This is a genomic window from Psychrobacter sp. LFX-11D, from assembly GCF_904846475.1.
Taxonomy (GTDB): domain Bacteria; phylum Pseudomonadota; class Gammaproteobacteria; order Pseudomonadales; family Moraxellaceae; genus Psychrobacter; species Psychrobacter cryohalolentis.
On record NZ_CAJHAV010000001.1, the window covers coordinates 220523 to 245123 of the forward strand.

Annotated in this window: 22 protein-coding genes; 14 read left to right on the plus strand and 8 right to left on the minus strand. The window is 42.3% G+C overall.

Going from position 1 to position 24601, the window contains the following annotated elements; genetic code table 11:
• Positions 1-35 precede the first annotated feature (35 nt).
• The 4 genes from JMX75_RS00985 (at position 36) to sstT (ending at position 4460) form a co-directional block, all read left to right on the plus strand.
• Positions 36-641, plus strand: a complete 606-nt coding sequence (locus tag JMX75_RS00985; RefSeq protein ID WP_201530597.1) for a cysteine hydrolase family protein — start codon at positions 36-38, stop codon at positions 639-641.
• Positions 642-892: 251 nt separating this feature from the next.
• Positions 893-2572 carry a leucyl aminopeptidase gene (locus JMX75_RS00990; protein WP_201530598.1) on the plus strand — a complete coding sequence of 560 codons (1680 nt, stop codon included), beginning with the start codon at positions 893-895 and terminating at the stop codon, positions 2570-2572.
• Between the two features lie 35 nt (positions 2573-2607).
• Positions 2608-3063 carry a DNA polymerase III subunit chi gene (locus JMX75_RS00995; protein WP_201530599.1) on the plus strand — a complete coding sequence of 152 codons (456 nt, stop codon included), beginning with the start codon at positions 2608-2610 and terminating at the stop codon, positions 3061-3063.
• Between the two features lie 194 nt (positions 3064-3257).
• On the plus strand, positions 3258-4460 hold the full coding sequence (sstT, locus tag JMX75_RS01000) for a serine/threonine transporter SstT (protein ID WP_011512424.1): 1203 nt from the start codon (positions 3258-3260) through the stop codon (positions 4458-4460).
• Between the two features lie 87 nt (positions 4461-4547).
• On the opposite strand, the gene JMX75_RS01005 is transcribed toward sstT, so the two are convergent.
• Positions 4548-4871, minus strand: coding sequence for a chaperone modulator CbpM (locus tag JMX75_RS01005; protein WP_020442445.1), 324 nt, complete (start codon positions 4869-4871; stop codon positions 4548-4550).
• An 85-nt stretch (positions 4872-4956) separates the two neighbouring features.
• The gene (locus tag JMX75_RS01010) at positions 4957-5937 is read right to left on the minus strand and encodes a DnaJ C-terminal domain-containing protein (RefSeq protein ID WP_201530600.1); all 981 of its coding nucleotides are present in this window, start codon (positions 5935-5937) and stop codon (positions 4957-4959) included.
• A gap of 543 nt (positions 5938-6480) precedes the next feature.
• On the opposite strand from JMX75_RS01010, the gene JMX75_RS01015 reads away from it, so the two are divergent.
• The gene (locus JMX75_RS01015) at positions 6481-6843 is read left to right on the plus strand and encodes a septal ring lytic transglycosylase RlpA family protein (RefSeq protein WP_011512421.1); all 363 of its coding nucleotides are present in this window, start codon (positions 6481-6483) and stop codon (positions 6841-6843) included.
• Between the two features lie 104 nt (positions 6844-6947).
• Here JMX75_RS01015 and JMX75_RS01020 read toward each other — a convergent pair whose 3' ends face one another.
• Positions 6948-8939, minus strand: a complete 1992-nt coding sequence (locus tag JMX75_RS01020) for an ATP-binding cassette domain-containing protein (RefSeq protein WP_201530601.1) — start codon at positions 8937-8939, stop codon at positions 6948-6950.
• 503 nt (positions 8940-9442) lie between these two features.
• Between JMX75_RS01020 and erpA the strand changes: the two genes are divergently transcribed.
• The 8 genes from erpA (at position 9443) to JMX75_RS01060 (ending at position 17785) form a co-directional block, all read left to right on the plus strand.
• Positions 9443-9823, plus strand: coding sequence for an iron-sulfur cluster insertion protein ErpA (gene erpA / locus JMX75_RS01025; RefSeq protein ID WP_011279349.1), 381 nt, complete (start codon positions 9443-9445; stop codon positions 9821-9823).
• A gap of 395 nt (positions 9824-10218) precedes the next feature.
• Positions 10219-11802: a glutamate--cysteine ligase gene (gene gshA, locus JMX75_RS01030; protein ID WP_413786610.1), complete on the plus strand. Its 1584-nt coding sequence runs from the start codon at positions 10219-10221 to the stop codon at positions 11800-11802.
• 55 nt (positions 11803-11857) lie between these two features.
• A complete protein-coding gene (locus JMX75_RS01035; RefSeq protein ID WP_020442440.1) occupies positions 11858-12388 on the plus strand; it encodes a disulfide bond formation protein B in 531 nt (176 codons plus the stop codon).
• A 193-nt stretch (positions 12389-12581) separates the two neighbouring features.
• Positions 12582-13205, plus strand: coding sequence for a copper resistance protein NlpE N-terminal domain-containing protein (locus JMX75_RS01040; RefSeq protein WP_201530603.1), 624 nt, complete (start codon positions 12582-12584; stop codon positions 13203-13205).
• 284 nt (positions 13206-13489) lie between these two features.
• Positions 13490-15007, plus strand: coding sequence for a UDP-N-acetylmuramate:L-alanyl-gamma-D-glutamyl-meso-diaminopimelate ligase (mpl, locus tag JMX75_RS01045; RefSeq protein WP_133103995.1), 1518 nt, complete (start codon positions 13490-13492; stop codon positions 15005-15007).
• Between the two features lie 313 nt (positions 15008-15320).
• Positions 15321-15575, plus strand: coding sequence for a GlsB/YeaQ/YmgE family stress response membrane protein (locus tag JMX75_RS01050; RefSeq protein WP_011512415.1), 255 nt, complete (start codon positions 15321-15323; stop codon positions 15573-15575).
• 235 nt (positions 15576-15810) lie between these two features.
• A complete protein-coding gene (def, locus tag JMX75_RS01055) occupies positions 15811-16365 on the plus strand; it encodes a peptide deformylase (RefSeq protein ID WP_133103996.1) in 555 nt (184 codons plus the stop codon).
• Between the two features lie 244 nt (positions 16366-16609).
• A complete protein-coding gene (locus JMX75_RS01060) occupies positions 16610-17785 on the plus strand; it encodes a type III PLP-dependent enzyme (RefSeq protein ID WP_201530604.1) in 1176 nt (391 codons plus the stop codon).
• Between the two features lie 94 nt (positions 17786-17879).
• On the opposite strand, the gene JMX75_RS01065 is transcribed toward JMX75_RS01060, so the two are convergent.
• From JMX75_RS01065 to dnaJ, 3 genes are all read right to left on the minus strand, one after another.
• Complete coding sequence (locus JMX75_RS01065) at positions 17880-18800, minus strand: hypothetical protein (protein ID WP_133103997.1); 921 nt, start codon at positions 18798-18800, stop codon at positions 17880-17882.
• Positions 18801-18902: 102 nt separating this feature from the next.
• Positions 18903-19733: a 4-hydroxy-tetrahydrodipicolinate reductase gene (dapB, locus tag JMX75_RS01070; protein WP_201530605.1), complete on the minus strand. Its 831-nt coding sequence runs from the start codon at positions 19731-19733 to the stop codon at positions 18903-18905.
• Between the two features lie 170 nt (positions 19734-19903).
• Positions 19904-21040 carry a molecular chaperone DnaJ gene (dnaJ, locus tag JMX75_RS01075; protein WP_011512410.1) on the minus strand — a complete coding sequence of 379 codons (1137 nt, stop codon included), beginning with the start codon at positions 21038-21040 and terminating at the stop codon, positions 19904-19906.
• A 484-nt stretch (positions 21041-21524) separates the two neighbouring features.
• Here dnaJ and JMX75_RS01080 point away from each other — a divergent pair, with 484 nt between their 5' ends.
• Positions 21525-22178 carry a DUF2939 domain-containing protein gene (locus tag JMX75_RS01080; RefSeq protein WP_227672968.1) on the plus strand — a complete coding sequence of 218 codons (654 nt, stop codon included), beginning with the start codon at positions 21525-21527 and terminating at the stop codon, positions 22176-22178.
• Positions 22179-22299: 121 nt separating this feature from the next.
• On the opposite strand, the gene JMX75_RS01085 is transcribed toward JMX75_RS01080, so the two are convergent.
• Both JMX75_RS01085 and JMX75_RS01090 read right to left on the minus strand, forming a co-directional pair.
• Entirely contained in the window at positions 22300-23385 is a 1086-nt protein-coding gene (locus tag JMX75_RS01085) for a disulfide isomerase DsbC N-terminal domain-containing protein (RefSeq protein ID WP_201530607.1), read from the minus strand.
• 325 nt (positions 23386-23710) lie between these two features.
• A complete protein-coding gene (locus JMX75_RS01090) occupies positions 23711-24415 on the minus strand; it encodes a pseudouridine synthase (protein WP_201530608.1) in 705 nt (234 codons plus the stop codon).
• Positions 24416-24601: the final 186 nt, after the last annotated feature.

Genomic DNA, 24601 nt, shown 5'->3' on the forward strand with positions numbered 1-24601 from the left:
ACACTTATATCGTTTACTAATTAACGGAGCATAAAATGTCTATTCCCTCTACTTTACTTGGATTAGCTGGTGGTCAATTTAATGAGATTGATTGGTCAAATTGCGCTATCGTCATGATTGATTTTCAGAATGAATATGTTGACGGCGCGATGCCGTTAGGTGATGCCGGTAGTAAAGCTACTGCGAACGCGTGCCTGCTACTCGATAGAGCTAGAAGCGAAGCTATCCCGATATTTCATGTTACTCATCACGGGCAGGATAATGACAAAATTTTCAATCCATTATCATCAAAAGTAGATATTATTAATAGCCTGCAGCCCATTAATGACGAAAAAACCATTGTTAAAATGCACCCTAATGCATTTTATGATACCGAGCTGCAAGCGCTAATAAAATCGGCTGGTAAGCAACAAATTATTTTTGCAGGCTTTATGAGCCATATGTGCGTCAGCTCAAGCGTCAGAGCAGCCTTTGATTTGGGTTTTGAAAATTTTGTTTGCCATGATGCTTGTGCCACGCGCGATCTGCCTAGTGTTGCAGGACAAGTCATAACGGCTAGTACTGTGCATGACAGTGCGATGGCTGCACTTCAAGATAGATTTGCCGCTCTAGTAGCGACTGATAAGTTGACTAACAGCTAACGACAGACCCTAGAATAATGCAAGAAATAGCTCCAGAAACATTACCTAACCCTTGCTAACTGCGTACTGTATGCCGATATGCTACACTACTATGCTTGCTTGATAGGTGTGCTATTTAAGATAAGTAGCAGTTAGAATACACTATCGACTCAAATGCGTTAGCAGGTAAAATTTGATATCTTTTTAAATTTGACACCTTACTGTATTCACGCTTTTAAAAAAATGCATTCATCTAATAAGGATAACAATATATGAATATTAAATTAACGCAAAGTTTACCGAAAACCCATACACAAAAAATTCTTAAAAAAGAAGCCAAAAGCAAAGATGCCGCTTGCCTCGTCGTCTTAATCGATGATAAGAAAAACATCTTAGCAGAGTCGGTATTGAGCGATTATCACACCCGTATTGAGCAATTGATTGAAGTATCGCACTTTAACGGCAAAGCTTGTGAAACCGTTGCTGACTATGCTTTAGCTGGTGATAAGAAAACCACCAAAGAAAATCCAGTACAGCTGTTATTGGTCGGTGTGGGTAATGTTGATAAATTACGTCATAGCGTTCTAGAAAAAATTGCCAATACCATTTATAAGAGCACGCAAAAGCGTGTTGACTCTATCACTGTTGCGCTGGGCGATAGCTTAGAAGAAAACCATTTTAGTCAATTCGCGCTGAGCCTACTGGCAGCAAGCTATCGTTTTGACAAGTACAAATCTGAGCAGCAAACGCCTGTTTTAACGGATATTTACTTACTGGCAGAGCCATCTTTAGAGGAATCGTTAAACTTTGCACAAGCGGTCTTCACTGGTCAAAGCTTAACCCGTGATGTCGCCAATGAGCCGGGTAATATCTGTTTCCCAGCGTATATGGCTGAGCAAGCACAGGAATTGGCAGCCACTTATCCTGACCTATTAAAAGTCACTGTATTAGGTGAAAAAGAGATGTCAGCATTAGGTATGAACTGCTTTCTATCGGTCGCGCAAGGCTCTACCAAAGAAGGTAAACTTGTACTAATAGAATATCGTGGCAAGTCTAATTTTAGCGTCAATGCTGATGGCGATACTAGCAAAGCCACTACCAACAGCGCAAAAGTAGCTGGTGGTTTAAAAGCGTTAGCTGATAAGTTACCAACCAAAGCTGCTAGCAAAAAAGCCGCTAAAAACGCGAAACAAGATAGTAATGATGATGTGCAAGTTGCAAATGACGACTCGCCTATCGTATTGGTCGGTAAAGGAGTCACCTTCGATTCAGGTGGCATCTCAATCAAACCGGGTGCGGCGATGGATGAGATGAAATTTGATATGGGCGGTTCTGCTGCGGTACTAGGTACTATCAAAGCTTTGTGTGAAGCGCGTCTACCTATCAACGTCGTCGGTGCGCTAGCTTGTGCTGAAAATATGCCATCGGGAGAGGCAACGCGCCCTGGCGATATCATCATAGCAATGAACGGTAAGTCAGTTGAGATATTAAATACCGATGCTGAAGGTCGTTTAGTATTGTGCGATACCTTGTGCTACGTACAGAAGTATTATCAACCAAAAGCCATCATCGATGTCGCAACCTTGACTGGTGCTTGTGTGGTTGCGCTAGGTCACGTCCGCTCAGCGGTCTTTAGTAATGACGAAGATGTGTTGTTCGACTTAGAAAACGCGAGTCATTTATCAGGTGATCTTATCTGGCACATGCCAATGGATGACGAGTATCAAGCGCAGATTGACTCGCCTATCGCTGATATTCAAAATATCGGTGGTAAAGGTGCTGGTGCTGTTACTGCCGCATGTTTCTTATCGCGCTTTATAGAAGAAGGCCAAGCATGGGCGCATTTAGACATCGCTGGTACGGCATGGATTTCAGGTCAAGACAAAGCTGCGACTGGTCGTCCTGTACCGTTATTTATGCAATATCTGAGAAATAGTGCAAACATGGCATAACTTATTAATGAAAACCAATTAATGAAAATCAGTTTATGAACGTTAGCTTCTATGTATTAACTGAGAATAAAGCCCAAGATTTCTTGGGCTTTATTTGTCAGCTGACCCAAACCGCGCTTAATAAAAGCAATCAATCATTGTTAATTCTTATCGACGATGATGAATTGCTATCGACGCTTGATAAGGCGCTATGGGAACAAGAGGCTACTAGCTTTATCCCCCATCAACGCCTTTTGAATGCTGATACTGATATCAACCATAAAGCGTTAGCGCCTGTACTTCTTAGCAATTATATACCTGCTAACTTTAAAGGTATGGTTCTTAATACCACTATACATCCAGTAAGCACTTTTATGACAGCTACTATCAATGCGAAACCTACTCGCGTCCTTGAGCTGATAAAACCTGATGCAGCTAGTGTGCAAGAAGGTCGTCATAAATATAAAAGCTATCAACAACTCGGCTATGAGCTAACCCACTTTACAGTTTAATTCCTCAAACCGCTTTATTTGTTATGGTAAAATCATTCTTTTTGCCACATATAATGCCTTTTCTTTAGCTCTATCATCCCAGTCAGATGCGGGTTAAAGGTAGGCGCTTATCCCAAAAAATGCTACCATCCTCCGATTATTTTTCTGTTTTCGCTATAAATATCTTATTTATTGACAAGGTTGAGGGTGTATAGATGCGTTCATTGATTGCGATGTACCAGCGTATAGGACTGGTACCGCTTATTATTATCGGTTTAGTATTAGGGGTATTAATAGGTTGGTTGGCACCAAATGTTGGTATTGCATTAGGATTATTGGGTACTTTATTTGTAGGGGCACTAAAAGCTGTCGCGCCGATACTGGTATTCGTTTTGGTCATGGCAGCCATTAGCCAACATCGTAGTGGCAATGAGGTCTATGTTAAACCCGTGCTGATCATGTATATGTTTGGCACTTTTTTAGCAGCGCTGACTGCTGTAGGGGCAAGCTTCTTATTTCCAACCGAGCTGGTTTTAGTCAATGCGGTAATTGAGCAAGTACCGCCAGCAAATTTAAAAGAAGTGTTGACCAACTTGCTGATGAATTTGGTCGCCAACCCCGTTCAGGCTATCGCTGAAGCCAACTATATTGGTATTTTGGCATGGGCAATTATCATTGGTTTTGCTTTACGTCAGGCGAGTGATACTGCTCGTACCGTGGTTGGTGATTTTTCTGATGCCATCTCACAAGTGGTCAAATGGGTCATTGCCTTAGCGCCTTTTGGTATTTTGGGTTTGGTTGCCAATACCGTCGCTGAGACAGGCTTTGAAGCTTTAGCTGGCTATGCACGCATCTTGATGGTATTGGTCGGTTGTATGCTATTTATCGCGCTAGTCGTCAATCCGCTCATTATCTTAGTTAAGACAGGAAAAAATCCTTATCCGCTCGTGTTTATCTGCTTACGTGAGTCTGGTATCACTGCGTTCTTTACACGCTCATCAGCGGCAAATATCCCCGTTAATATGAACCTTGCCCGTAAATTGGGTCTACATGAAGACACCTATTCAGTGACTATTCCACTGGGTGCTACCATCAATATGGCAGGCGCTGCAATCACTATTAACGTTTTAACGCTTGCTGCTGCTCATACGCTCGGTATCGAAGTGACGTTTGCCTCAGCACTGCTATTAAGCTTGGTCGCGACGATTAGTGCCTGCGGCGCATCTGGTGTTGCTGGTGGTTCATTGCTACTGATTCCATTAGCGGCAAGCCTATTTAGTATTCCAAATGACATTGCTATGCAAGTGGTCGCTATTGGCTTCATCATCGGCGTCATACAAGATTCGGCAGAAACTGCTTTGAACTCATCAACAGATGTCTTATTTACTGCTGCTGCTGATCCAAAATATGCTCGTTAATTTGCTATAAAATCGTATGCTTAAATGCTAAAGAGTCCAATCAATGATTGGGCTCTTTTTTATGATCGGCTTTTACTGTTCATTTAACTATTTTAATTGGTCAATCGTGACTTCAATAACAGGTGCTTGCATATTCAATTGACGTTTTAATTGGCGCAGTTGCTCGATTTCATCTAGCAGCTCAAGTATCAGACCAATTGCTGGCACGCTGGCTTCAAAGTCGCGACTTAGGCGGGACGCACGGCGCACAGTCGTCAGCTGATAGCCAGTAAACTGCTCGCGCTCTGGTACATCATATTCGATGATGTTCTCTTCAATCAGCTCGATCACCCACTGGCGCTCTTGACCACAGGCAGATATCAGCTCATCTAAGCTCATGATAATGTCATTAAATTCAGGCGAGTGTTTCATAGCGATTATCCTCGTTTTTCTTTATTTTATCGTTATCGTCTACATCTCTATTAAGGTATTAAACGGCTTTTATAAATCTATTTGTTTATCGTTCAATGGTTGTGTCAGTGAAGGCTTGTTTTAGTGCTTCATAAGCGTTGATTTCCGCTTCACTATTGATATCTGGATTGACAATATTTAGGGTTAAGTATAAATCGCCTGCTTCTTTAGCAGGAATACCTTTGCCTTTTAGACGTAAATTGCTGCCTGATTTGCTATTTTTAGGAATTGTCACACCTAGTGTGCCCGCTGGCGTATTAACATTAATTTTTTCACCCAGTGCTGCCTCCCATGGGGCGATGTTTACAGTTTGGTAAATATCTGCGCCTTCGATACGGATATTTGAAGCATGACTGATTTTAACCTTTAAAAATAAATCACCATTTTTACCATTACCGCTGCCAGCCGCTCCTTGTCCAGCTAATCGAATTTGCTTGCCATCCGTAATGCCTTTAGGGATTTTAATTTTAAGGGTCTTATTATCGTAGCCCACACTGCCATTTGGCTGACGCACCGGAACATTTAACTTAATACTATAGTCATCACCGTTATAGACCGAAGCCAAATCAACCGTAATCTCGGCATGTTGATCTTGACCTTTACTATCTTGGTTGCCAAAGCCGCCATATTGCGACTGACCACTATTTTGTCCGCGTGCGCCGCGTCCAAATGCCGAAAAAATATCATCGAAGCGGAAACCTCCATCGCCGTAAGCCTCACCTTCCCCAAACTGATCTTTGATATCTTCCCAACGGAAGCCACCCTGACCAGCACCTGCTTGCCCGCCAAAACCGCCACCTTGACCAGCAAAAGGATTGTTTAGCATCGCATCATATTCAGCACGCTTGTCCTTATCTCTGATGGTTTCATAAGCATTATTAATCTCAGCAATCTTATTATCGGCATCTGGCGCATCGCTGACATCTGGATGATATTGACGGACGAGCTTACGATATCTTTTTTTAATATCGGCGTCTGAGGCGTCTTTGTTGACCCCTAAAATGTCATAGTAGTTTTTTTCTGCCATGTTATGTTCCTCAAAATAAGATCTATTAATAATAATGAAATGCCAATTGTAAACGCTAGTAATCGAAATTAGGTTGGCGATATAACAGATTGTGACCCTAGTCTACTTATAATGATAGCGCTAAAAAAACCAAATACCATTGTAGAAATATTACCAATATAGGGGATTCAACTTAAAAGCGATACCGTGCACTTGCTATACATTATTATCGTCTCTGCTAGGCAGATAGTAGTATGCAAGGGATATTTTTCTTTGAAACATACTGTTTACTATGAAGGATTTTTACTTTCAACTGATTTTATAATGAGAGAATCGACCAATAAATTGTTTATATTAACAGCAATCTAAATATAGCAAAATAGGTATATATATCATAACTTACTGTTAAAACAGCATTTTTGACCTAAAGAGTTTTTTTACAGAGCTGTAAGAATGTGAAAAGTTATTTCTTGTATGATGTTTTATATTATTTGTACTCATAGGGAGTATGCATAACATAGGCAAGAGTATCTGTCTATTTCTTCAATAGCCAAAAGGTTTTAAATGTCTTATTTAATCAAGTCTTTAGTCATCACTTTATCAATACTATTGAGCGCCACTGCTTTCGCCGGCAATACCAGCTACTACGGTAGCAAGTTCCACGGTAAGCGTACGGCAAGTGGTAGTATCTTCAATATGAACTCCCTGACAGCCGCACATAGAACGCTGCCGTTTGGTACGAAGGTACAAGTGACCAACAAAAAGACAAAGCAGAGTGTGATTGTGAAAATTACAGATAGAGGGCCTTTTATACGAGGTCGCATCCTTGATTTATCTAAAGCTGCTGCTGGTCAAATAAACTGTCAGCTTTGTACTACTACGATGGAAATCCTATCTTATGGTGATGGTCGATATCGTAGAGAGTAAGGCAATAAAGTAAAAAAAGGGAAGGCGTAAGCCTTCCCTTTTTTAATGACTGAGTTTTATCGCTTGGTTTCGATTAAAAACCAATTGATAAAAACCTCACGGTATTAGCCGATATTGGCTTCCATTTCTTCCAAGGTTGTCATTGCCAGTAGCAATTTTTCTTCATGTTGACTATGTTGTTGCTGTAGCACGGTTTGCTCATTCAGCAATACCATCAAATCAGCCTTACGACTTTCTTCATAAAGATCCGTATTCGCCAGCTTTTCTTCTAACACCAGCAGCTTTCCATCAATTGTTGCCAAGGTCTTTTCTGTATTTTCAATATCACGGCGAATAGGCGCGGTTAATTTGCGTTGTTCAGCGGCCAGCTTGCGCTGCGCATCTTTACCCACTTGCTTGCTTGCTTGGCTACCTACTGAATTGGCATCTGTTTCACGTGAAACAAACTTCTTACTCTCTTTTTTGCTTTTCTTCTTACTGGTATTTTTGTCTTGCGAATTTTCTTGTTTACGTTTTTCAGCAAGCCATTTACCATAATCACTGATGTCACCATCGAACTCATCGATTTGACCATCATGTACCAAAAATAGCTCATCACAGACATTGGCAATCAACTCGCGGTCATGCGAGACTAGTACCACTGCCCCTTCAAAACCTTGCAAAGCAATCGTCAACGCCTGACGCATTTGTAGGTCTAAATGGTTGGTTGGTTCATCGAGTACCAGCACGTTCGGACGTTGCCAAACAATCAAAGCCAATGTTAAGCGCGCACGCTCACCACCAGAAAATAGCTCGCTTATGGTATCGATACGGTCGCCACGGAAATCAAAGCTACCCAAAAACGAGCGTAACATCGCATCAGACGTTTTGCCTGCCAAACGACGCAACATCTCTATCGGCGTTGCCTTCGGATCAAGGATATCCATTTGATGCTGGTTAAAGTAGCCAAGCTTTAGCGTATCAGAAACGTTATAGCTGCCCTTTAATACGCCAAGCTCACCGACCAAGGCTTTAATCAAGGTCGACTTACCAGCGCCATTCATTCCAAGCAGCCCAATACGAGTATCAGGGGTAACTTGTACGTTTGCATTATAAAGAAGTGGCGTGTCGCTATAACCAATATCCGCATCGGTCAACTCAATCAATGGCGAGCTCATATTAGCCGGCTCATAAAAGCGAAACGAGAACGGGTTGTCTGCCATCATCGGCGACAGCTCTGCCATGCGCTCAAGCTGCTTGATACGGCTCTGCGCTTGCTTTGCTTTACTGGCTTTAGCACGGAAACGACGAATAAAGTCATCCAAATGTGCTTTGGTCGCTTCTTGCTTCTCAAACGCTTGCTGCTGCTGCGCCATACGCTCATGACGGGTTCGAATAAACTGCTGATAGTTACCGGTATAAAGGGTGATTTTTTGTTGCTCAACGTGCAAGATATGACCAACGGTGTTATCTAAGAACGTTTGATCATGCGAAATCACGATGACCAAACCAGTAAAAGCATTAATCCACGTCTCAAGCCACAAGATAGCATCCAAATCCAAATGGTTGGTTGGTTCATCGAGTAGCATCAAGTCAGCGCGGCTCATCAAGGTCTTAGCAAGGTTTAAGCGCATACGCCAACCCCCTGAAAACCCTTCTACTGGTAGTTCGTGCTGGTTGGTATTAAAACCAAGACCCGCCATAATTTGCGCGGCTTTGGTTGGCGTACGATAGCCATCAATCTCATCAAACTGCTGATGCAGCACACCAATCTGCTCATCACTGACACTGCTTAAGTCATTCAAAGTAGCATTAATCTCGTACCACTGCTCATCACCGCTTAGCACATAATCAATCGCCGTCTGTGTGGTCGCGCCAACTTCCTGCGCCATGTGCGCTACGTGCCAGCTATCAGGGATACTCACTTCACCCCTATCAAGGGTCACTTCGGTATCGCCGGTACCCATTCGTGTCAATAACAAGGCAAATAAGGTCGATTTTCCGGTCCCGTTATTGCCCGTTAAGCCAACTTTGTGGCCCGGATGTAGCTGGAAGCTTGCCCCTGCAAACAACTCACGACCATCACGGCGAACACCAACGTCTTTAAATTCGATCATATAATTTCTTCATCTCAGCGGTAATATAAAACATAAGGCAATAGGAAAAACACTTCTCTGGCGTGTTTACTGGCGGCTATTATTTCAAACGCCTAACCGATAGGCAAACAATTAAATAAGTATTTTAAATTCAAACCTTTATACTGCTACTAATTCCCTTGTATTAACAAACAACAAAGGGCATATATAAGTACGTTATAATAGCAAACGCTACTGTTACCCTTGACAAATTAATCATTAGCCCAACTATGTTATACTAGCAAAACACTATTGACATCAGGCAGTTAAGTGCTGATATTCTCAATTAAAGCCTAGTTACTATGCTGTCTATATCGCAGTGGGTGTCCAAAAATAGCGATACCTTGCATAAAGAATAGTGCAGTTGCCGGTAGGTCATGAATAGCAGCTATGAAAAGCTACTGGCAAGTCATCTTAGCCTGTATCAATAGACGACCTCGCATACGTAAAAATAATAACATCTGATTTTAGCAATTGAGGTAGATATGAACCAACCAGCCAACCAATTTAATCCAAGCTCAAGCCAACCTGTCGATCCAACGGTTCTGAACCTGACTGACAGTGCGGCGCAAAAAGTCCGTCGCCTGCGTGAAGAAGAAGGTGATAGCAACTTGATGCTACGCGTCTATGTGACGGGCGGCGGCTGCTCAGGCTTTTCTTATGGCTTTAACTTCGCCAATGAGCTCAATGAAGATGATGCCAACTTCGATAATAACGATGTGACCTTGGTCGTTGACTCATTAAGCTATCAATACCTGCAAGGCTCTACCGTTGATTATACCGAAGGCTTGGAAGGCGCACGCTTTATCGTGACCAACCCTAATGCCACGACCACTTGTGGCTGCGGCTCGTCATTCTCGATCTAAATACTTGCTTTGGTATATCTTAATATCCAATGATTGGATAAAGAATTGTTTTGCTATGGCACTTACCCGATTGGTAGGTGCTTTTTATTTCAGATATTTTTCCTGTAAAAATTTGGGTGCATGGGCTATTGATAAAAATAGAGTTGCCCTCCATAAAAGCTTTCAAGAAAATAAGCACAAACGATCAATTAAAGTCACAACTTTCTTAGGGCTTTACTGCTATTTTATGGCTAGATTTTCTGCCAAACAATGTGGAATTCACCTTCAGTAAAACTGACCGTATTTGTAATCGTGCGTGGTTTTTAGCCTGTCTTTGGGCTAAACTGAAGTCACTATTCTCTATTTTCCGATTAACCATTGATGGTTTTTTAATCAATAATAACCAATAACAACAGATGATCCTTATGAGTAATTTTGCGAGTAGCTTTGTCGATTTTGATATTCCAAACTGGTTTGCCAGCGAGCATTTAGCAGGCATGTTACGTGGTATCGAAAAAGAAGGATTGCGCGTGAAGCCTGATGGTTACTTAGCACAAACGCCGCATCCTGCCAAACTCGGCTCCAAGCTGACTCATCCTTTTATTACGACGGATTACTCTGAAAGCTTACTTGAGCTGATTACCGACCCCAAGTCATCACCAAAAGAGACGCTAAATATGCTGCGTCAGCTGCATCTATTGGTCTATAAAGGTATGCCTGAAGATGAGCTGATGTGGCCGCTGTCTATGCCTTGTATGCTGTCATCAAATGATGAAGATATTCCGCTGGCGGACTATGGTAGCTCTAACACGGGTAAATTGAAAACTTTGTACCGTAGTGGACTTGGTGTTCGTTATGGTCGCCGGATGCAGACCATTGCAGGTTTACATTATAATTTATCATTTGGTGACGATTTATTCACTGCGTGGCAAACACAAACGCCTACTGCACAATCTCTGACATTAACAGAGTTTAAAAACGATAAATATCTGGGTCTGATTCGTAACTTTAAGCGCCTGACCAGCTTGGTGCTGTATTTATTGGGCGCAAGTCCGAGTGTTTGCCCTTGTTTTGTTTCAGGGATTGAGCACGACCTTGAGATGTTCAATAATTCAACCTATTATAAACCAACTGCTACCAGCCTGCGTATGGGCAAACTTGGCTATACCAATAGCGTGCAAGAGCACCTTGATATCCGCTACAACAATTTGCCCGAATATGTCAAAGGTCTGCGCCGTGCGATTCAAACCCCGCACGAAAGCTTTGAGAAGCTTGGCTTAGATGATGAGAATGGCAATCCTATTCAAATCAACAATCATATTTTACAAATAGAAAATGAATACTACAGCCCTATTCGTCCTAAACAAATAGCCATGAGTGGCGAAAGCCCAACTGAAGCACTTGAGCGTCGCGGTATCGCTTACGTTGAGTTTCGTGCGATTGATTTGGACCCTTATAGCGATATCGGTATCCGCTTATCTAGTGCTTGCTTTTTAGAAGTGATGGCGCTTTATTGCTTGCTTAGTGATTCCCCTGAATTAATGCCTGAGGAAGAAGATGCGCTCGCTATCAATCTTGAGCGCGTCGTTAATGAAGGTCGCCGTGACAATCTACAAATCCTTAATAATGGTGCCGAGCAATCATTAGAGAGCTGGATGCTGATGCATCTAAATCGTATGCAGCCGTTAGCGGCACTACTAGATGCACACTATGGGGGCAATGATTATCGGGCAGCAGTTGCCTTGATGCAAGGCAAAGCTGGTCACTCTGAGTCAACTATTTCAGCGCAAGTGAACTCTGATAGCAAGCGCTTGGGCAGTTTATGGCAGTTGGGCTTTACCTTAGCGCAACAGCACCGCGACTCGTTATTGCAGCAGACCCTCAGTCCAAATACCCAAGCAAGATATGAAGTGCTGGCCGAAAAATCCATCTTACAACAAGCGGAGATAGAAGCAGCTGAAACAGAAGATTTCATGGATTTCTTGCAGCAATATCGTTAATCTTTCATATCTTTCTGTCCTTTATTAACAAGCACTTTATAAGAGTATCTGCCCCATGCTACAGCTAACCACTTACCGCAATCTGCAAGTGTTTTTAGTCATAATGACCGCGATAGGCATGAGCTTTGCACTATTTTTCTTACAGCGTTATATGGGGTTTTCACCTTGCCCACTTTGTATTTTTCAGCGGATTGGTCTGATGATCATGGGCGGGTTTGCTTTAATCGCCGCTTTGTTTCATCCAAAATCGATGGTTATCAGACTACTACTTTGGCTTGGTAGCTTAGCGGGTATCGGCTGGGCGGCGATAGTCGCAGGACGTCATGTTTGGCTACAGCATTTACCAGCAGATCAAGTCCCGTCATGTGGTCCGGGTTTGGATTATTGGCTTGACACCTTGCCTATGCAGCAGGTATTAAAAGAAGTATTTGCGGGCTCTGGTGAATGCGCCTCTATTGACTGGACGTTTCTGGGCTTAAGCATCCCTGAACAATCCTTGATTTTATTTAGTATTCTGATACTGACCCATTTGCTTATCTTGTGGCGTATCGTACGTCCTGCTACTCCTAAGCCTATCGCTCGATAAATAACGCACGGCGCGCTATTCATAGTTTCTCCATTTTTATCACATAATTTAACGAAATCAAGCTCGCAACGCGGGCTTATTGTCGTTACTCTAGTCGTTTTCGTTCTATGTGGTTTTTACGCTGATTTTAGAGTCAAAATGACATCAGTTGTAATTAGCAATATTGTTTAAAAATCTGCTCTGTGGTAATACTATGATAAATTTTTCGCCTGTATTTTCTGCTTCCTCGCTTAACAACCGCTGTCTACGTCTATTATTAGCCGTACCGGTCTGTATCGCCTTGGTGAGTTGTGACAGTGCATCTTCTTCTACAAATAAAAATACCCAAGGTGCGCCGATTAACAGCGACCAAAGTAACGTTTTGAATAATGATGAACCTGCCTTAGAAGACAATAGTGCTAAAGCATTAGCTAATGAAGACAGTGATCAAGAAGGACAGGCACTTATTGCAGCAGCAAACTCGAATGATAACTCAGCACGTTCACCGATGATTTCAGCAGCAAATAGCGACAGTATGTTGCAAGCGACCTTGATGGGCGATTATGGTGGCGTTGTCCCTTGCCCATCTTGTGGCAGTATCGACCTAACTCTAAACTTATTCGCTGACGGTTCAGTATTGAAAACCAGTGTTTTTAATCAGGCCAAAACGCCGCAACCGCCTTTGATAGAATCCGGTATCTATCGTCAAGACAATGATGTAATCACTATCGTTTATGAGAAAAAAAATATCGAAACCTATCAAATTCAAGACAATCACTTGATCATGATGGATGAGTATAAAAATCCTGATGAAAACTATGCTTTAGCACGTCAATAAATGCGTGAATAGTAACGCCATACAGCATCTTTGAGATGACACTAAATCCGACTACTTTATAATTTTGATAACGCCTATTTACTAGGCGTTTTTTATTGGTCAATGAACCATGATTACTTTACAATGAGCGCTTGCCTGCTGTGCTACGGTCGTTGGCTCAACATAAAAGAGTATTGGCTTAAATAGTGCTAAGATAAATATTAGCTCAGCCAAAATACAGCAATCTCTTTTATTGGCTTACGTTAGATTTTCATTCCTCTTATTCAAGCTCGTACGGAACGTCTATGCATATTCATATTCTTGGTATTTGTGGTACTTTTATGGGCTCACTGGCATTGCTAGCGCGCGAGCTTGGACATACGGTCACGGGCTCAGATGCCAACGTTTATCCTCCGATGTCCACCCAACTTGAAAACGCGGGCGTGACCATTGAGCAAGGCTATCTGGTAGAGCATTTGCAACCAGCACCAGATTTAGTCGTCGTTGGTAATGCCATGAAGCGCGGTATGGATGTCATCGAATATATGCTGGACACAGGTCTACGCTATACCTCTGGACCCCAATTTTTATCTGAGCAAGTGTTGCAATCTCGCCATGTCATCGCAGTGGCAGGTACTCACGGTAAAACCACGACGACGACCATGCTCGCGTGGATATTGCATTATGCCGGTATCGACACTGGGTTTTTAATCGGTGGTGTGCCACTTGTTGATACTGCTGATGCACACTTGCAGCAAGTCTTTGCTCACAGCAGTTATTTGGGTGCTGACAAAATTGATAATGACGATTCAGCAAATACTGGCTATTTCGTTATCGAAGCAGATGAGTATGATTCTGCATTTTTTGATAAGCGTTCAAAGTTCGTACATTACCGTCCGCGTACGGCTATTTTGAATAACCTTGAATTTGATCATGCGGATATTTTTGCGGATCTTGATGCTATTCAGACCCAATTTCATCATATGGTGCGCATGATTCCAAGCACTGGCAAAATCATTATGCCCACAGCGACTGCCAGCTTAGAGGAAACGTTAGCGAAAGGTGTTTGGACACCCGTTTGGCGGACAGCAGTATTGGACGCAGCGGCACATAATACCTATGCAACAGATAATACCCACGCAAAAGATAAGCATGTAAAAGATAGTAGCGATTGGCAAGCTGAACTTATCAGCGAAGATGGTGGTAAATTTGCGGTTAGTTTTGCGGCTGATATTGCTGATAAAGAAGCCACGGGAGTCGTCGATTGGTCGATGAGCGGCATTCACAATGTGAATAACGCCTTGGTTGCTGTCGCAGCGGCTTATAACATCGGCGTCAGTGTCAAAACTGCTTGTGCGGCGTTATCAGCATTTGCGGGTATTAAACGTCGGATGGAGCTTATAGGTAATGTAAATGATATCTTGGTCTTTGATGATTTTGCTCATCATCCAACGGCAATTACCACTACTTTGGATGGTGCTAAGAAAAAGCTAGCTGATAGACGACTTTGGGCAATTATTGAGCCGCGTAGCAATACCATGAAAATGGGTATCCATCAAGACAGCTTGGCTGAGTCCGCTGCTCTCGCCGACCATACATTGTGGTATGAGCCTACCGGACTTGAGTGGGGTCTAAAAGAAGTCATTAATAATGCCACTATCGCAAATCCAGATATTGGCAGCCAACAGGTACTCTCTAGCGTGGAAGATATCATTACTCATATTTGTACATATGCCAAGGCTGGTGATGCGATTGTGATTATGTCTAATGGCGGCTTTGAAGGTATTCATCAGCGTTTATTAACCGCTTTAGCTAATAGTTAGTCTGGCTCTATAACCCTGTAGAATAACAGGCGTAGCTGATTAATAATGAGCTACGCTTTTTTATTTCTTTTTATACCTATAAAAACTATTTCTACTTTGATAGAGACATACAGTCATTTCATTATCGACTTTACTACCTTTGTAACACCCCGTTTACCTATTTCCCCTGCTAAATAGCAAATATCGCTTTTTCCTCACAGAGCCCATACATAGGTAACATTTTTTGCTTATTTCTCAATGTCGATAATGTTTACAATGGATTCAACAAAATAAGTAAACCATTATAAATGATAGACACTTTAGGAGAATTGATATGAGCTTTATTTGGATGATTATTGTTGGTCTGGTTGCAGGTTTATTGGCACGTGCGATTAAGCCAGGTAGCGATCCTATGGGTTGGATTATGACCATTGTATTGGGTATCGTTGGTGCGATGCTTGGTGGTTTCGTTGCTGGCCTAATTGGTATCAATGCTGATGGCGGTTTCACTGGTCTAATCTTCTCAGTAATTGGTGCGATTATCTTACTGTTCATCTATGAGATGATTATGAGTAAACGTCGCGTATAATTGGACACAGCTAAATAGCTAATATACTTCAATAACGTATACACAAAATAAAGGTCTTGTGCAATCAAGGCCTTTTTTATTGCTTCAAATTCCTCTATCCATACATTATTACTATATTTTTCTTATATTTATCAGTCAGGATATCTCTCTTTAGCTATTGATAAGCATTACTTTTGTCCCCATTTATCTTATAATATCAAACCTATTTTTTATCTTTATCATTGAGGTGAGCCTTATGGCGTTACTCCCTATTTTAAGCTATCCCGACCCGCGTCTGCGTACGATTGCAACGCCTGTCAAGGAAGTCACTGCTGAAATCAAAACCTTAATCACCGATATGATTGAGACCATGTACGAGGCGCAAGGTATCGGTCTGGCTGCAAGCCAAGTGGATCAACATATCCAGCTTATCGTGATGGATTTATCAGAAGACAAAGACAGCCCAAGAGTGTTTATCAATCCCAAAGTAACGCCATTGGTTGAAGAAAAGCAGCCGTATGAAGAAGGTTGTCTGTCCGTGCCAGACGTCTATGACAAAGTTGAGCGCCCAAATAAAGTGCGTATCGAAGCCCTAGATGAGAATGGCGATAAGATTGATGAAGAAGTAGAAGGCTTACTTGCCGTTTGCATCCAACATGAAATGGATCATCTGAATGGGGTGATTTTCGTCGATTATTTGTCGCGTTTGAAACAGACACGTGCGCGTGATAAGGTGCGTAAAGTCCTTAAAATACGTGAGAAACAAGGCGAGCAAATGGCGGAAAAAGAGCCACAGCCAGCAAACTCTTAATCTATTTCTTTGATAAGTTGATTGTCACATACGTTTATCATCAAGTGGTTTTTTTATGGCTTATGCTACGTTTTAAACGCTGTCTGTTTTAGATACTGCACATAGCGAAGCGATAAGGCGACGATTGAACGCTTAGATTTTAGCGTAAAGAGTTTGGCTTTTCTTATTAGTTCTGGTTAGCATCACTCCTTGTTAGCTTCATTCCTTGTTCTCATTAAATACTGTTTTTATTAAAGGTCTTACTATGATTAAAATCGACCAATATTTTGACCCTGCCGGCTGGCAGAAATTTACTAAAGCGGCTGAAGGTCGTGAAACGCCATTTTTAGTGGTTGATCTTAATCGCATTAAAATAAAATATCATGAAATGGTTGGTTTTTTTCCTCATGCTAAAATCCATTATGCGATGAAAGCAAGCCCTGCTGTTGAAGTCATCAATCTGCTTGCTGAGCTTGGTTCAAACTTTGACTGTGCATCGATTTATGAGCTTGATCGCGTGCTTGACTGCGGCGTTGAGCCCTCACGTATCTCTTATGGTAATACCATCAAAAAGCCTGAACATGTCAAATACGCCTTTGAAAAAGGGGTTGATTTGTATGCGACCGACTCAGAAGCAGATTTAAAAAACATCGCAAAATATGCGCCTGGCTCAAAAATATTTGTACGTATCTTGGTACAAGGGTCAGATACCGCTGAATGGCCATTGTCACGCAAATTTGGTTGTCACCCCAATATGGCGATTGAACTGTTGATTCAAGCGCAAGAATTGGGCTTGGTACCTTATGGCATCTCATTCCATGTGGGCAGTCAGCAAAAAGATGTTGCCGCTTGGGATGATGCTTTAGCCAAAGTTAAATATATGTTTGATTGGATGAAGAACGAAGAAGGCATTAAGCTTCAAATGATTAATTTGGGTGGCGGCTTTCCGGCAAACTATCTGAGCGAAGTCAATCCTATCAAAGTCTATGCTGAAGAGATTCAAAGCTACTTAAGCGATGACTATAGTGCTGAAGATATGCCAGAGATTATTTTAGAGCCCGGTCGCTCATTGGTTGGCGGTTCAGGCGTACTGGTTAGTGACGTGGTATTGATTTCTCGTAAATCGCATACTGATCTGACACGTTGGGTCTATACCGATGTGGGTTTATTTCAAGGGTTAATTGAAACCTTAGGTGAAGCCATCAAGTACCCTGTTTATACACCTAAAATGGAAACCTCAACCAGCGCGGGTACGGTGGTATTAGCAGGTCCTACTTGTGACTCAACTGATATTATGTATGAAGAGGCAGGTTATCAGCTACCAGAAGAGCTGGAGATTGGTGATAAGATATTTTGGTTAACTACGGGTGCTTATACCAACTCGTACTCATCTATTGAGTTCAATGGTTTTCCACCGTTAGAAGTGGTCTATGTTGACTAATTTTTGACAAATAATCGTTACTATAAAAAGCGCGGCATTGTGAATAACAGTGTCGCGCTTTTTATGTTTATTTCGCTATAGTATTTATCATTAGCTACTGTACTAGTAGCGATATTGGCACATCATTGCTACGGCTGTTATTTTGGTTGCCACCATAACCTGCGGTCTGATTTTGGCTGTTTTGAGAGATTTTCCCGATAGTTACCCACTGTCCACGTGGCACAATAATGGTGCTATGCAATCTTTGCCCTTGCACGCTACTATTGTAACCATAGCCATTATAAGAAGGATTGGCGCGCACGAGCTTTTCTTCAACTTGGGTCAATTGTACTTCGACTTGTCCATTCGGTAACAGTCTTGGCGTGACCGCAATACCTTGGCTCGTTGGCAATAAGAGCTGCTGCTGGATAATAATCCTTCCTACTGGACGGTTGTAAGATGGATAGGTTGGATAACTATTGGCAGTATAGGTTTGATTTAGTGCGTAGAGTGTATCAGTGCTGATGCTTGCCGCGCTACCCGATAAGGTTTGGATTTGGTATAAGTTGTTATTTTGCTGATGGCTATTACTCTGGTTGATAATCCCTACGCCTTGAATACCGCTATTACTAATAGTGACCTGCCCTTGCTGAATATTACCCTGAGCACTGCTATTATTGCCGACACGCACAGCGACCGTCAATGCTTGTGGCTGACGGTCAATCTGTGCCAATAGCTTTTGTACTGCCTGATAGTTGCTGGCAGTGGTACGAAGCACTAGCTTATCTTGATAAGTCGACACCGTGCCGCCGTCGCGACTAGCATTTAACTGCTGACGAACGGAAGGTAGCAATGCATCACCGCCATACGTATGAATGACATAGGTTTGATAAGCAGCTGCTTGTACGACTATTGGCACTACAGTTAAACTTAGGATAAATGCTATCTGGCGTCCATAATTTATGGTTTTGACAGTTTTTATCATAGCCAGCTTTCGACCAAAAATCGCTATTAGATTTTCACTAAACTTATTCATAATTGACCTCTAGCAATAGTTAAACGCTATCAAAAGCCATACTCAGTAGCTATCAAACCATGAGAAAAAAACCTTAATAATTCAAACCTTACTCGTTAAAGCCTAGTCATTTAAACCTAAGACATCCTGCATATTATATTGTCCAGCCGACTGCTGAACAATCCACGTAGCGGCACGCACAGCGCCAGCAGCAAAAGTCATTCTTGCGCGCGCGCGATGGGTAATTTCAACAACTTCGCCATCCGCAATAAACATCACAGTATGATCGCCGATGATTTCACCGCCACGTATCGCATGAATACCAATCGTACCTGCTTCGCGCTCACCAGTTTGTCCTTCACGACCATAGACAGCGACGTCTTTTAGATTCTGTCCACGTGCTTCTGCCACAGCTTCTGCCATCATGTAAGCAGTACCTGATGGCGCATCGATTTTATGCTTATGATGCGCCTCAATGACCTCTACATCAGCATCAGTGCCAAAAGCTTTGGCAGCCATACCTAGTAACTTTAATGACAGATTAACGCCTGTTGAATAGTTACCCGCATAAACGATAGCCACTTGCTCACTCGCTTTTGCCAATACTTGCTCTTGCTGCTCATTAAATCCTGTCGTGCCGATAACCATGCCGACGTTGTGCTCAGCACAGACTTGCATGTTTTGTTCAGTAGCAGCAGGCAAGCTAAAGTCAATCAATACATCAATCTTATTAATCACTTGCTGTAAATCATCGACAATTTTTACATCCAATCGACCGACCGCAGCAACTTCACCCGCATCGGCTCCAACCAAACTTGAGCCTTGACGCTCAATCGCTGCAATTAATGTCGTTTGTGGATTGTCTTGTATCGCTTCGATAAGCATACGTCCCATCCGACCACCTGCACCGATGACACCGACATTAATCATTTTTTTATTCTCTGGCTGACTCATATAATTATCCTAAGTACTTTATTTTTAATACGCTGGTTTTTAAATTTATTAGGCTAAGTTTAGCAAATATCAGCTTATGAATGGTTTTTTATAGCACCAATAAAAAGCTCGATAGTTTCACGTGAAACTATCGAGCTTTTATCAGTTATCCATTCAAATACAGAATGCTGTTAGTCGAACAAATCGCCAATCTTTTTAAAGAAAGATTTTTTATGTGGTGACTGCTGATGCTTACTATCACCATCCAGTGTATCTTGGAATTGACGTAGCAAATCTTTTTGCTCACGAGTCAGATTCACTGGTGTTTCGATGACCACACGGCAGATCAAATCACCTTTCATGGTCGTACGTACTGGTGTCACACCTCTACCACGGACACGTAATAATTTACCACTTTGTGTGCCTTCTGCAACCTTGATTTTCACTTTGCCATCTAAGGTTGGGATTTCAACTTCTTTACCAAGTGCTGCATCAGTGATACTAACTGGTACATCCATATACAAATCTGCACCTTGACGGGTAAAGACGTTGTGCTGTTTGACACGTACTTCGACGTATAAGTCGCCGTTTTGTACGCCAGCGCCGCCCGCTTCGCCTTCGCCTGCTAAACGGACGCGATCACCATCATCAACGCCTGCTGGAATAGAAACTTCTAGCGTGCGTGACTTGTCTTTGACGCCATTACCATGACAGTCAGAACAAGGGTTTTTAATTTGTTTACCAGTACCGCCACAATGTGGGCAGGCCTGTTGAACGGCAAAGAAGCCTTGTTGCATACGAACTTGACCTTGACCATGACAAGTTTGGCAAGTCACGATATCAGAGGCATTTTTTGCGCCTTTACCATCACAAGTATCGCAAGGCGCAGGAGCTGTAAAGCTGATTTCTTTTTTGCAGCCGCGTACCGCTTCTTCTAAAGTCAGCTCAATCACATAACGTAAGTCTGAGCCGCGACGCGAACGCCCACCGCCGCCGCCACGTGACTGACCAAAGATATCACCAAAGTTGCCAAAGATATCACCAAAGATATCTTGGAAGTTCCCACCACCGCCACCGCCGAAACCACCACCGCCCATACCATTTTCAAAAGCAGCATGACCCATACGGTCATAGGCTGAGCGTTTTTCTTCGCTACTTAATACTTCATAAGCCATCGATGCTTCTTTAAATTTTTCTTCAGCATCAGGGTCTTCAGAGTTACGGTCTGGATGGTATTTCATGGCAAGCTTGCGGTAGGCTCGCTTGATCTCTTTGTTATCAGCGGTCTTACTGACACCTAGTATTTCATAAAAATCGCGCTTACTCATGGGCTCTCCTATCGTCTTCACAGTCCACCGCTTGGTTGCTTTATCGTTCAATACTGCTCATCATCGCAAAAAATGTTTCACATGAAACCTAGCGGAAGACAGAGAACAGTGATGACAATCGTATAAATCTTACCAGCGAATACAGTGGGGTGCTGCTTAGTCAAATCAATTATTAAAAGTTTGCGCTATTTATGGAGATGGCAGCACCATTTATCAAGTTGGCAGAAGTACAAAGTGTTAATTAGACTCTTTAGTTAATATTAAAAAGAATTCATTAAGCAATGAACAAAGGTTTTTATACCTACATAATGCTCAGCCATGCTAGTATTTATCGCCATATAGATAGCGGTAGTCGAGTCCGTTTAAAGCATGAATGCCACTAAAGGTAATGCTCTTTTATTTTAAGCCAACTGTACTCGAACATTACTCTTTAAAGTCCTATTTATACTCATCGCCATTACGCTTGTATCAAGGTATCGATTTTATGAAAAAGCTGATTATTTTATTGATTGTCATTGCCGTTACTATTTATGCAGGCTCGCCTTATTACAGCGCTTATCAGCTTAAAAAGGCTTATGATGCCAAAGATGGTGCGACTATCGCGGCAGCTATCGACTATGAGCAAGTACGCCCAAGTATGCAAAACCAGCTCACTGAGCAATTTGCCGTGACCATGACAAAATACCCATTGGTCGCTGAGCTTGGCGGCGAGCCACTAAAAGAGGCAGCTAATGGTTTTATTATGCAAGCAGTCGCTGGTGCCATCACACCGCAAAATATCGAAAAAGTCATCAATACCCAAGGTCAAGCCAACACTGCCACTAAAGAGCTGGCGGCAGCGTGGGCAATCGCTAGCAATAAAGTAGATTTAAAAAATCTCATTCAAAATCTGATTATTCATCGCGGTGATGTTAATGCTGTGGTCAAAAATCAGATGCAGAAAATCATGGAAAAGCAGGCTGATGAGCTTGAACAGCAGGCAGCCCAAGGGACTGACAGTGACAAACCCCAATTAAGTTACTGCGGCATCAATTGCTTTACCATCAGTGGTCAGGTAAAAGGCTATCCTTTGACTATAGAGATGCAGCGTGAGGGTTTAATTAGCTGGAAAATCGTCGATATCGTCTTGCCGCAATAGACTTACTACCATCAACTGTTATATGAATAAAAACCCGCCCTATGAGCTATATTCATAGGGCGGGTTTTTATTTCTTATTCAATATGATATCCATCATAACTATTATAGAAATATCAACAACTTATTTTACTCCCAAGAATTCTAAAAACTCAGGACTCTCAAAGCTCGCTTGAAACAGTACACCATCTTCACGATAAATAGCAGGAGTTGCCATGACGGCTAAACCTGCCGCTTTTTCACGATTGCCTGCCACATCATCAGTTTTGCAAGGTGCAGGCGCTGGTGTCATCTTGCCATGTAGCATCGCCTGATCAAGCGCTTTACGACGACTTTCCTCATTACCTTGGCACCAGATACCGCGCATTTGCTCAGGCGATGCTTCATAAATCGGATAACCAATGGTTTTTATCGTCACGCCTTTGGCATTAAGCATCGGCATCTGCTTATGTAATCTGCGGCAATAAGGGCAATTGACATCCGTTGCTACGTAAATTACCGCTTTTTCAGCACTGGTGGCAGGATAGGTAATTAGCTGCTTAGTATCCAATGTAGTTAGGACAGATTGATTTTTAAGCTTTTCAAAGCGGTTATCAAGCCCAGTAAACTGACCATTTTCGATGACTGATATCTCACCATCGGTGATGTACTGGGCGTCATCTGATAACAAGAACGGTACGCCCTCTAAAGTCGCACCCCAAATCACACCCGGTACTGCAGTGTAAAAGAACGGTGTTTTGTTACTCATGTTCTTAAGCGCGCCCATATTTGCCAATATGTCAGATTTGATACTGGCACTGACAGGCTTACCTATTTGCGCGCTGGTGCTACGCGCTAGCGTTTTGGTCACTACCCGCTTGCTTGGATTCTTTTGCAGCTCGCCTTGAATGACATATTTACCATCTTCAGTAATATGTAGTGGCAATTGCTCAGCCAAATTGACTTGATACATATTGGGTAATTTAGAGGGTACAATCGAGGTTATCTGCGTTTTGATACCTGCTTGAGTCAGCAATTGGCGCAAACGGCTATCAACAGATTTACTGACTGTACCAATAGCTTTCGTATTCTGACCAACTTGGGCACTGTGGTTAACCTTTTGGCTGACTGTTTTATTGGTCATATCGGCAGTGTTCGGCTGCGCGCAAGCAGTGGTTGCTAACAACATAACGCCAATCAAACTTGCGGATTTTAATACAGGGAGTTTCACAGAGACCGTCCTATCTGGTTTTTAATAATGATCGTTATTCACTAATGCTTATTTAATAAAAGAGCAGTAAATAACATTATGTAAAAATATAGATTAAAAAAGATAGGCTGACTGTAGCACAAGGAGGGTTTTTTCAAAGTATTAAAGACTTAATTTTGCAAAACTGCTACTGAGCTTTAAGAGATAGGCAACACAGGCAGCCACTAATGCTAATTGACAGAAATAGCTGAGTAGCAGAATGCAAAAAGCAGCACACTATTGAGTGGCTGCTGATTTTGAAGTAATTTTTCTAAAACATAATTTTATAACCTAATAGGCTATAACTCTAAAATTTTGCTACTTCTTCTGGTGTTAAGAAGCGACTGTCGCCTTTTTCTAACCCGTCTAAAGTAATATGACCGACACTAGCACGATGTAGCTCAACCACTCTATTGCCGAAATAGCCCATCATACGTTTTACTTGATGGTATTTACCTTGCTCTAAGGTTAAACGCGCATGAGTTTCATCGATGAACTCGAGGGTCGCAGGCTTGGTTTCTTCGTGATCACCTTCTAAAAGGATGCCTTCAGCCACTTCTTTAATAGCATTGGCTTGAGCGTTACTATCCATAGCATCTGCTAACGTCAACTCGTAGACTTTGGCGTGCTCGTGCTTTGGGCTAGTTACGCGATGTAGCCAGCCGCCATCATCACTGATGAGTAATGCGCCAGTCGTATCAACATCAAGACGCCCAGCAATACGTAAACTGCCAAGCTCTGGCACCGCAATAAGGTCAGTGACGATTGGGTATTCTTTAGCCTTTAAGGTACATTCAAAGCCTTCTGGTTTATGAAGTAAGATATAGCGATTGCCAGTGGCGACCGACAATGGCTCGCCTGCCCACTGTACATCGTCATTAACAATATCGACATGTACACCGGGATCTTTAATGACTTGCTCGTTTACTGTGACTTCACCAGCGTGCAGAATTTTTTTGGATTCTTTACGCGACAGCTCAGTGGCTTTACTCAGAAATTTATCTAGACGCATACGATTTGCCTACCATCCGTTTTGGGATACTCACTCTCAATCAAAGACCAACGATGCATGCACGTGCACGTCTGTTGTTGGCTATCTTCAATGGTCAGAAGTGGTACTATAATGAAAAATGAAATTTACACTGCGCCAAATACGGACAACAGTGAAAGTTAGACAAGTTTACCATATCCAACCTAA

Coding starts and splice junctions, on each gene's coding strand:
- JMX75_RS01020 (WP_201530601.1), bottom strand. CDS start 8,939: ATGATCGAATTTAAAGACGTTGGTGTTCGCCGTGATGGTCGTGAGTTG.
- JMX75_RS01010 (WP_201530600.1), bottom strand. CDS start 5,937: ATGGCAGAAAAAAACTACTATGACATTTTAGGGGTCAACAAAGACGCC.
- JMX75_RS01080 (WP_227672968.1), top strand. CDS start 21,525: ATGAAAAAGCTGATTATTTTATTGATTGTCATTGCCGTTACTATTTAT.
- JMX75_RS01090 (WP_201530608.1), bottom strand. CDS start 24,415: ATGCGTCTAGATAAATTTCTGAGTAAAGCCACTGAGCTGTCGCGTAAA.
- dapB (WP_201530605.1), bottom strand. CDS start 19,733: ATGAGTCAGCCAGAGAATAAAAAAATGATTAATGTCGGTGTCATCGGT.
- JMX75_RS01035 (WP_020442440.1), top strand. CDS start 11,858: ATGCTACAGCTAACCACTTACCGCAATCTGCAAGTGTTTTTAGTCATA.
- gshA (WP_413786610.1), top strand. CDS start 10,219: ATGATCCTTATGAGTAATTTTGCGAGTAGCTTTGTCGATTTTGATATT.
- def (WP_133103996.1), top strand. CDS start 15,811: ATGGCGTTACTCCCTATTTTAAGCTATCCCGACCCGCGTCTGCGTACG.
- JMX75_RS01005 (WP_020442445.1), bottom strand. CDS start 4,871: ATGAAACACTCGCCTGAATTTAATGACATTATCATGAGCTTAGATGAG.
- erpA (WP_011279349.1), top strand. CDS start 9,443: ATGAACCAACCAGCCAACCAATTTAATCCAAGCTCAAGCCAACCTGTC.
- JMX75_RS01015 (WP_011512421.1), top strand. CDS start 6,481: ATGTCTTATTTAATCAAGTCTTTAGTCATCACTTTATCAATACTATTG.
- JMX75_RS01040 (WP_201530603.1), top strand. CDS start 12,582: ATGATAAATTTTTCGCCTGTATTTTCTGCTTCCTCGCTTAACAACCGC.
- dnaJ (WP_011512410.1), bottom strand. CDS start 21,040: ATGAGTAAGCGCGATTTTTATGAAATACTAGGTGTCAGTAAGACCGCT.
- JMX75_RS01060 (WP_201530604.1), top strand. CDS start 16,610: ATGATTAAAATCGACCAATATTTTGACCCTGCCGGCTGGCAGAAATTT.
- JMX75_RS00985 (WP_201530597.1), top strand. CDS start 36: ATGTCTATTCCCTCTACTTTACTTGGATTAGCTGGTGGTCAATTTAAT.
- sstT (WP_011512424.1), top strand. CDS start 3,258: ATGCGTTCATTGATTGCGATGTACCAGCGTATAGGACTGGTACCGCTT.
- JMX75_RS01065 (WP_133103997.1), bottom strand. CDS start 18,800: ATGAATAAGTTTAGTGAAAATCTAATAGCGATTTTTGGTCGAAAGCTG.
- JMX75_RS00995 (WP_201530599.1), top strand. CDS start 2,608: ATGAACGTTAGCTTCTATGTATTAACTGAGAATAAAGCCCAAGATTTC.
- JMX75_RS01050 (WP_011512415.1), top strand. CDS start 15,321: ATGAGCTTTATTTGGATGATTATTGTTGGTCTGGTTGCAGGTTTATTG.
- mpl (WP_133103995.1), top strand. CDS start 13,490: ATGCATATTCATATTCTTGGTATTTGTGGTACTTTTATGGGCTCACTG.
- JMX75_RS00990 (WP_201530598.1), top strand. CDS start 893: ATGAATATTAAATTAACGCAAAGTTTACCGAAAACCCATACACAAAAA.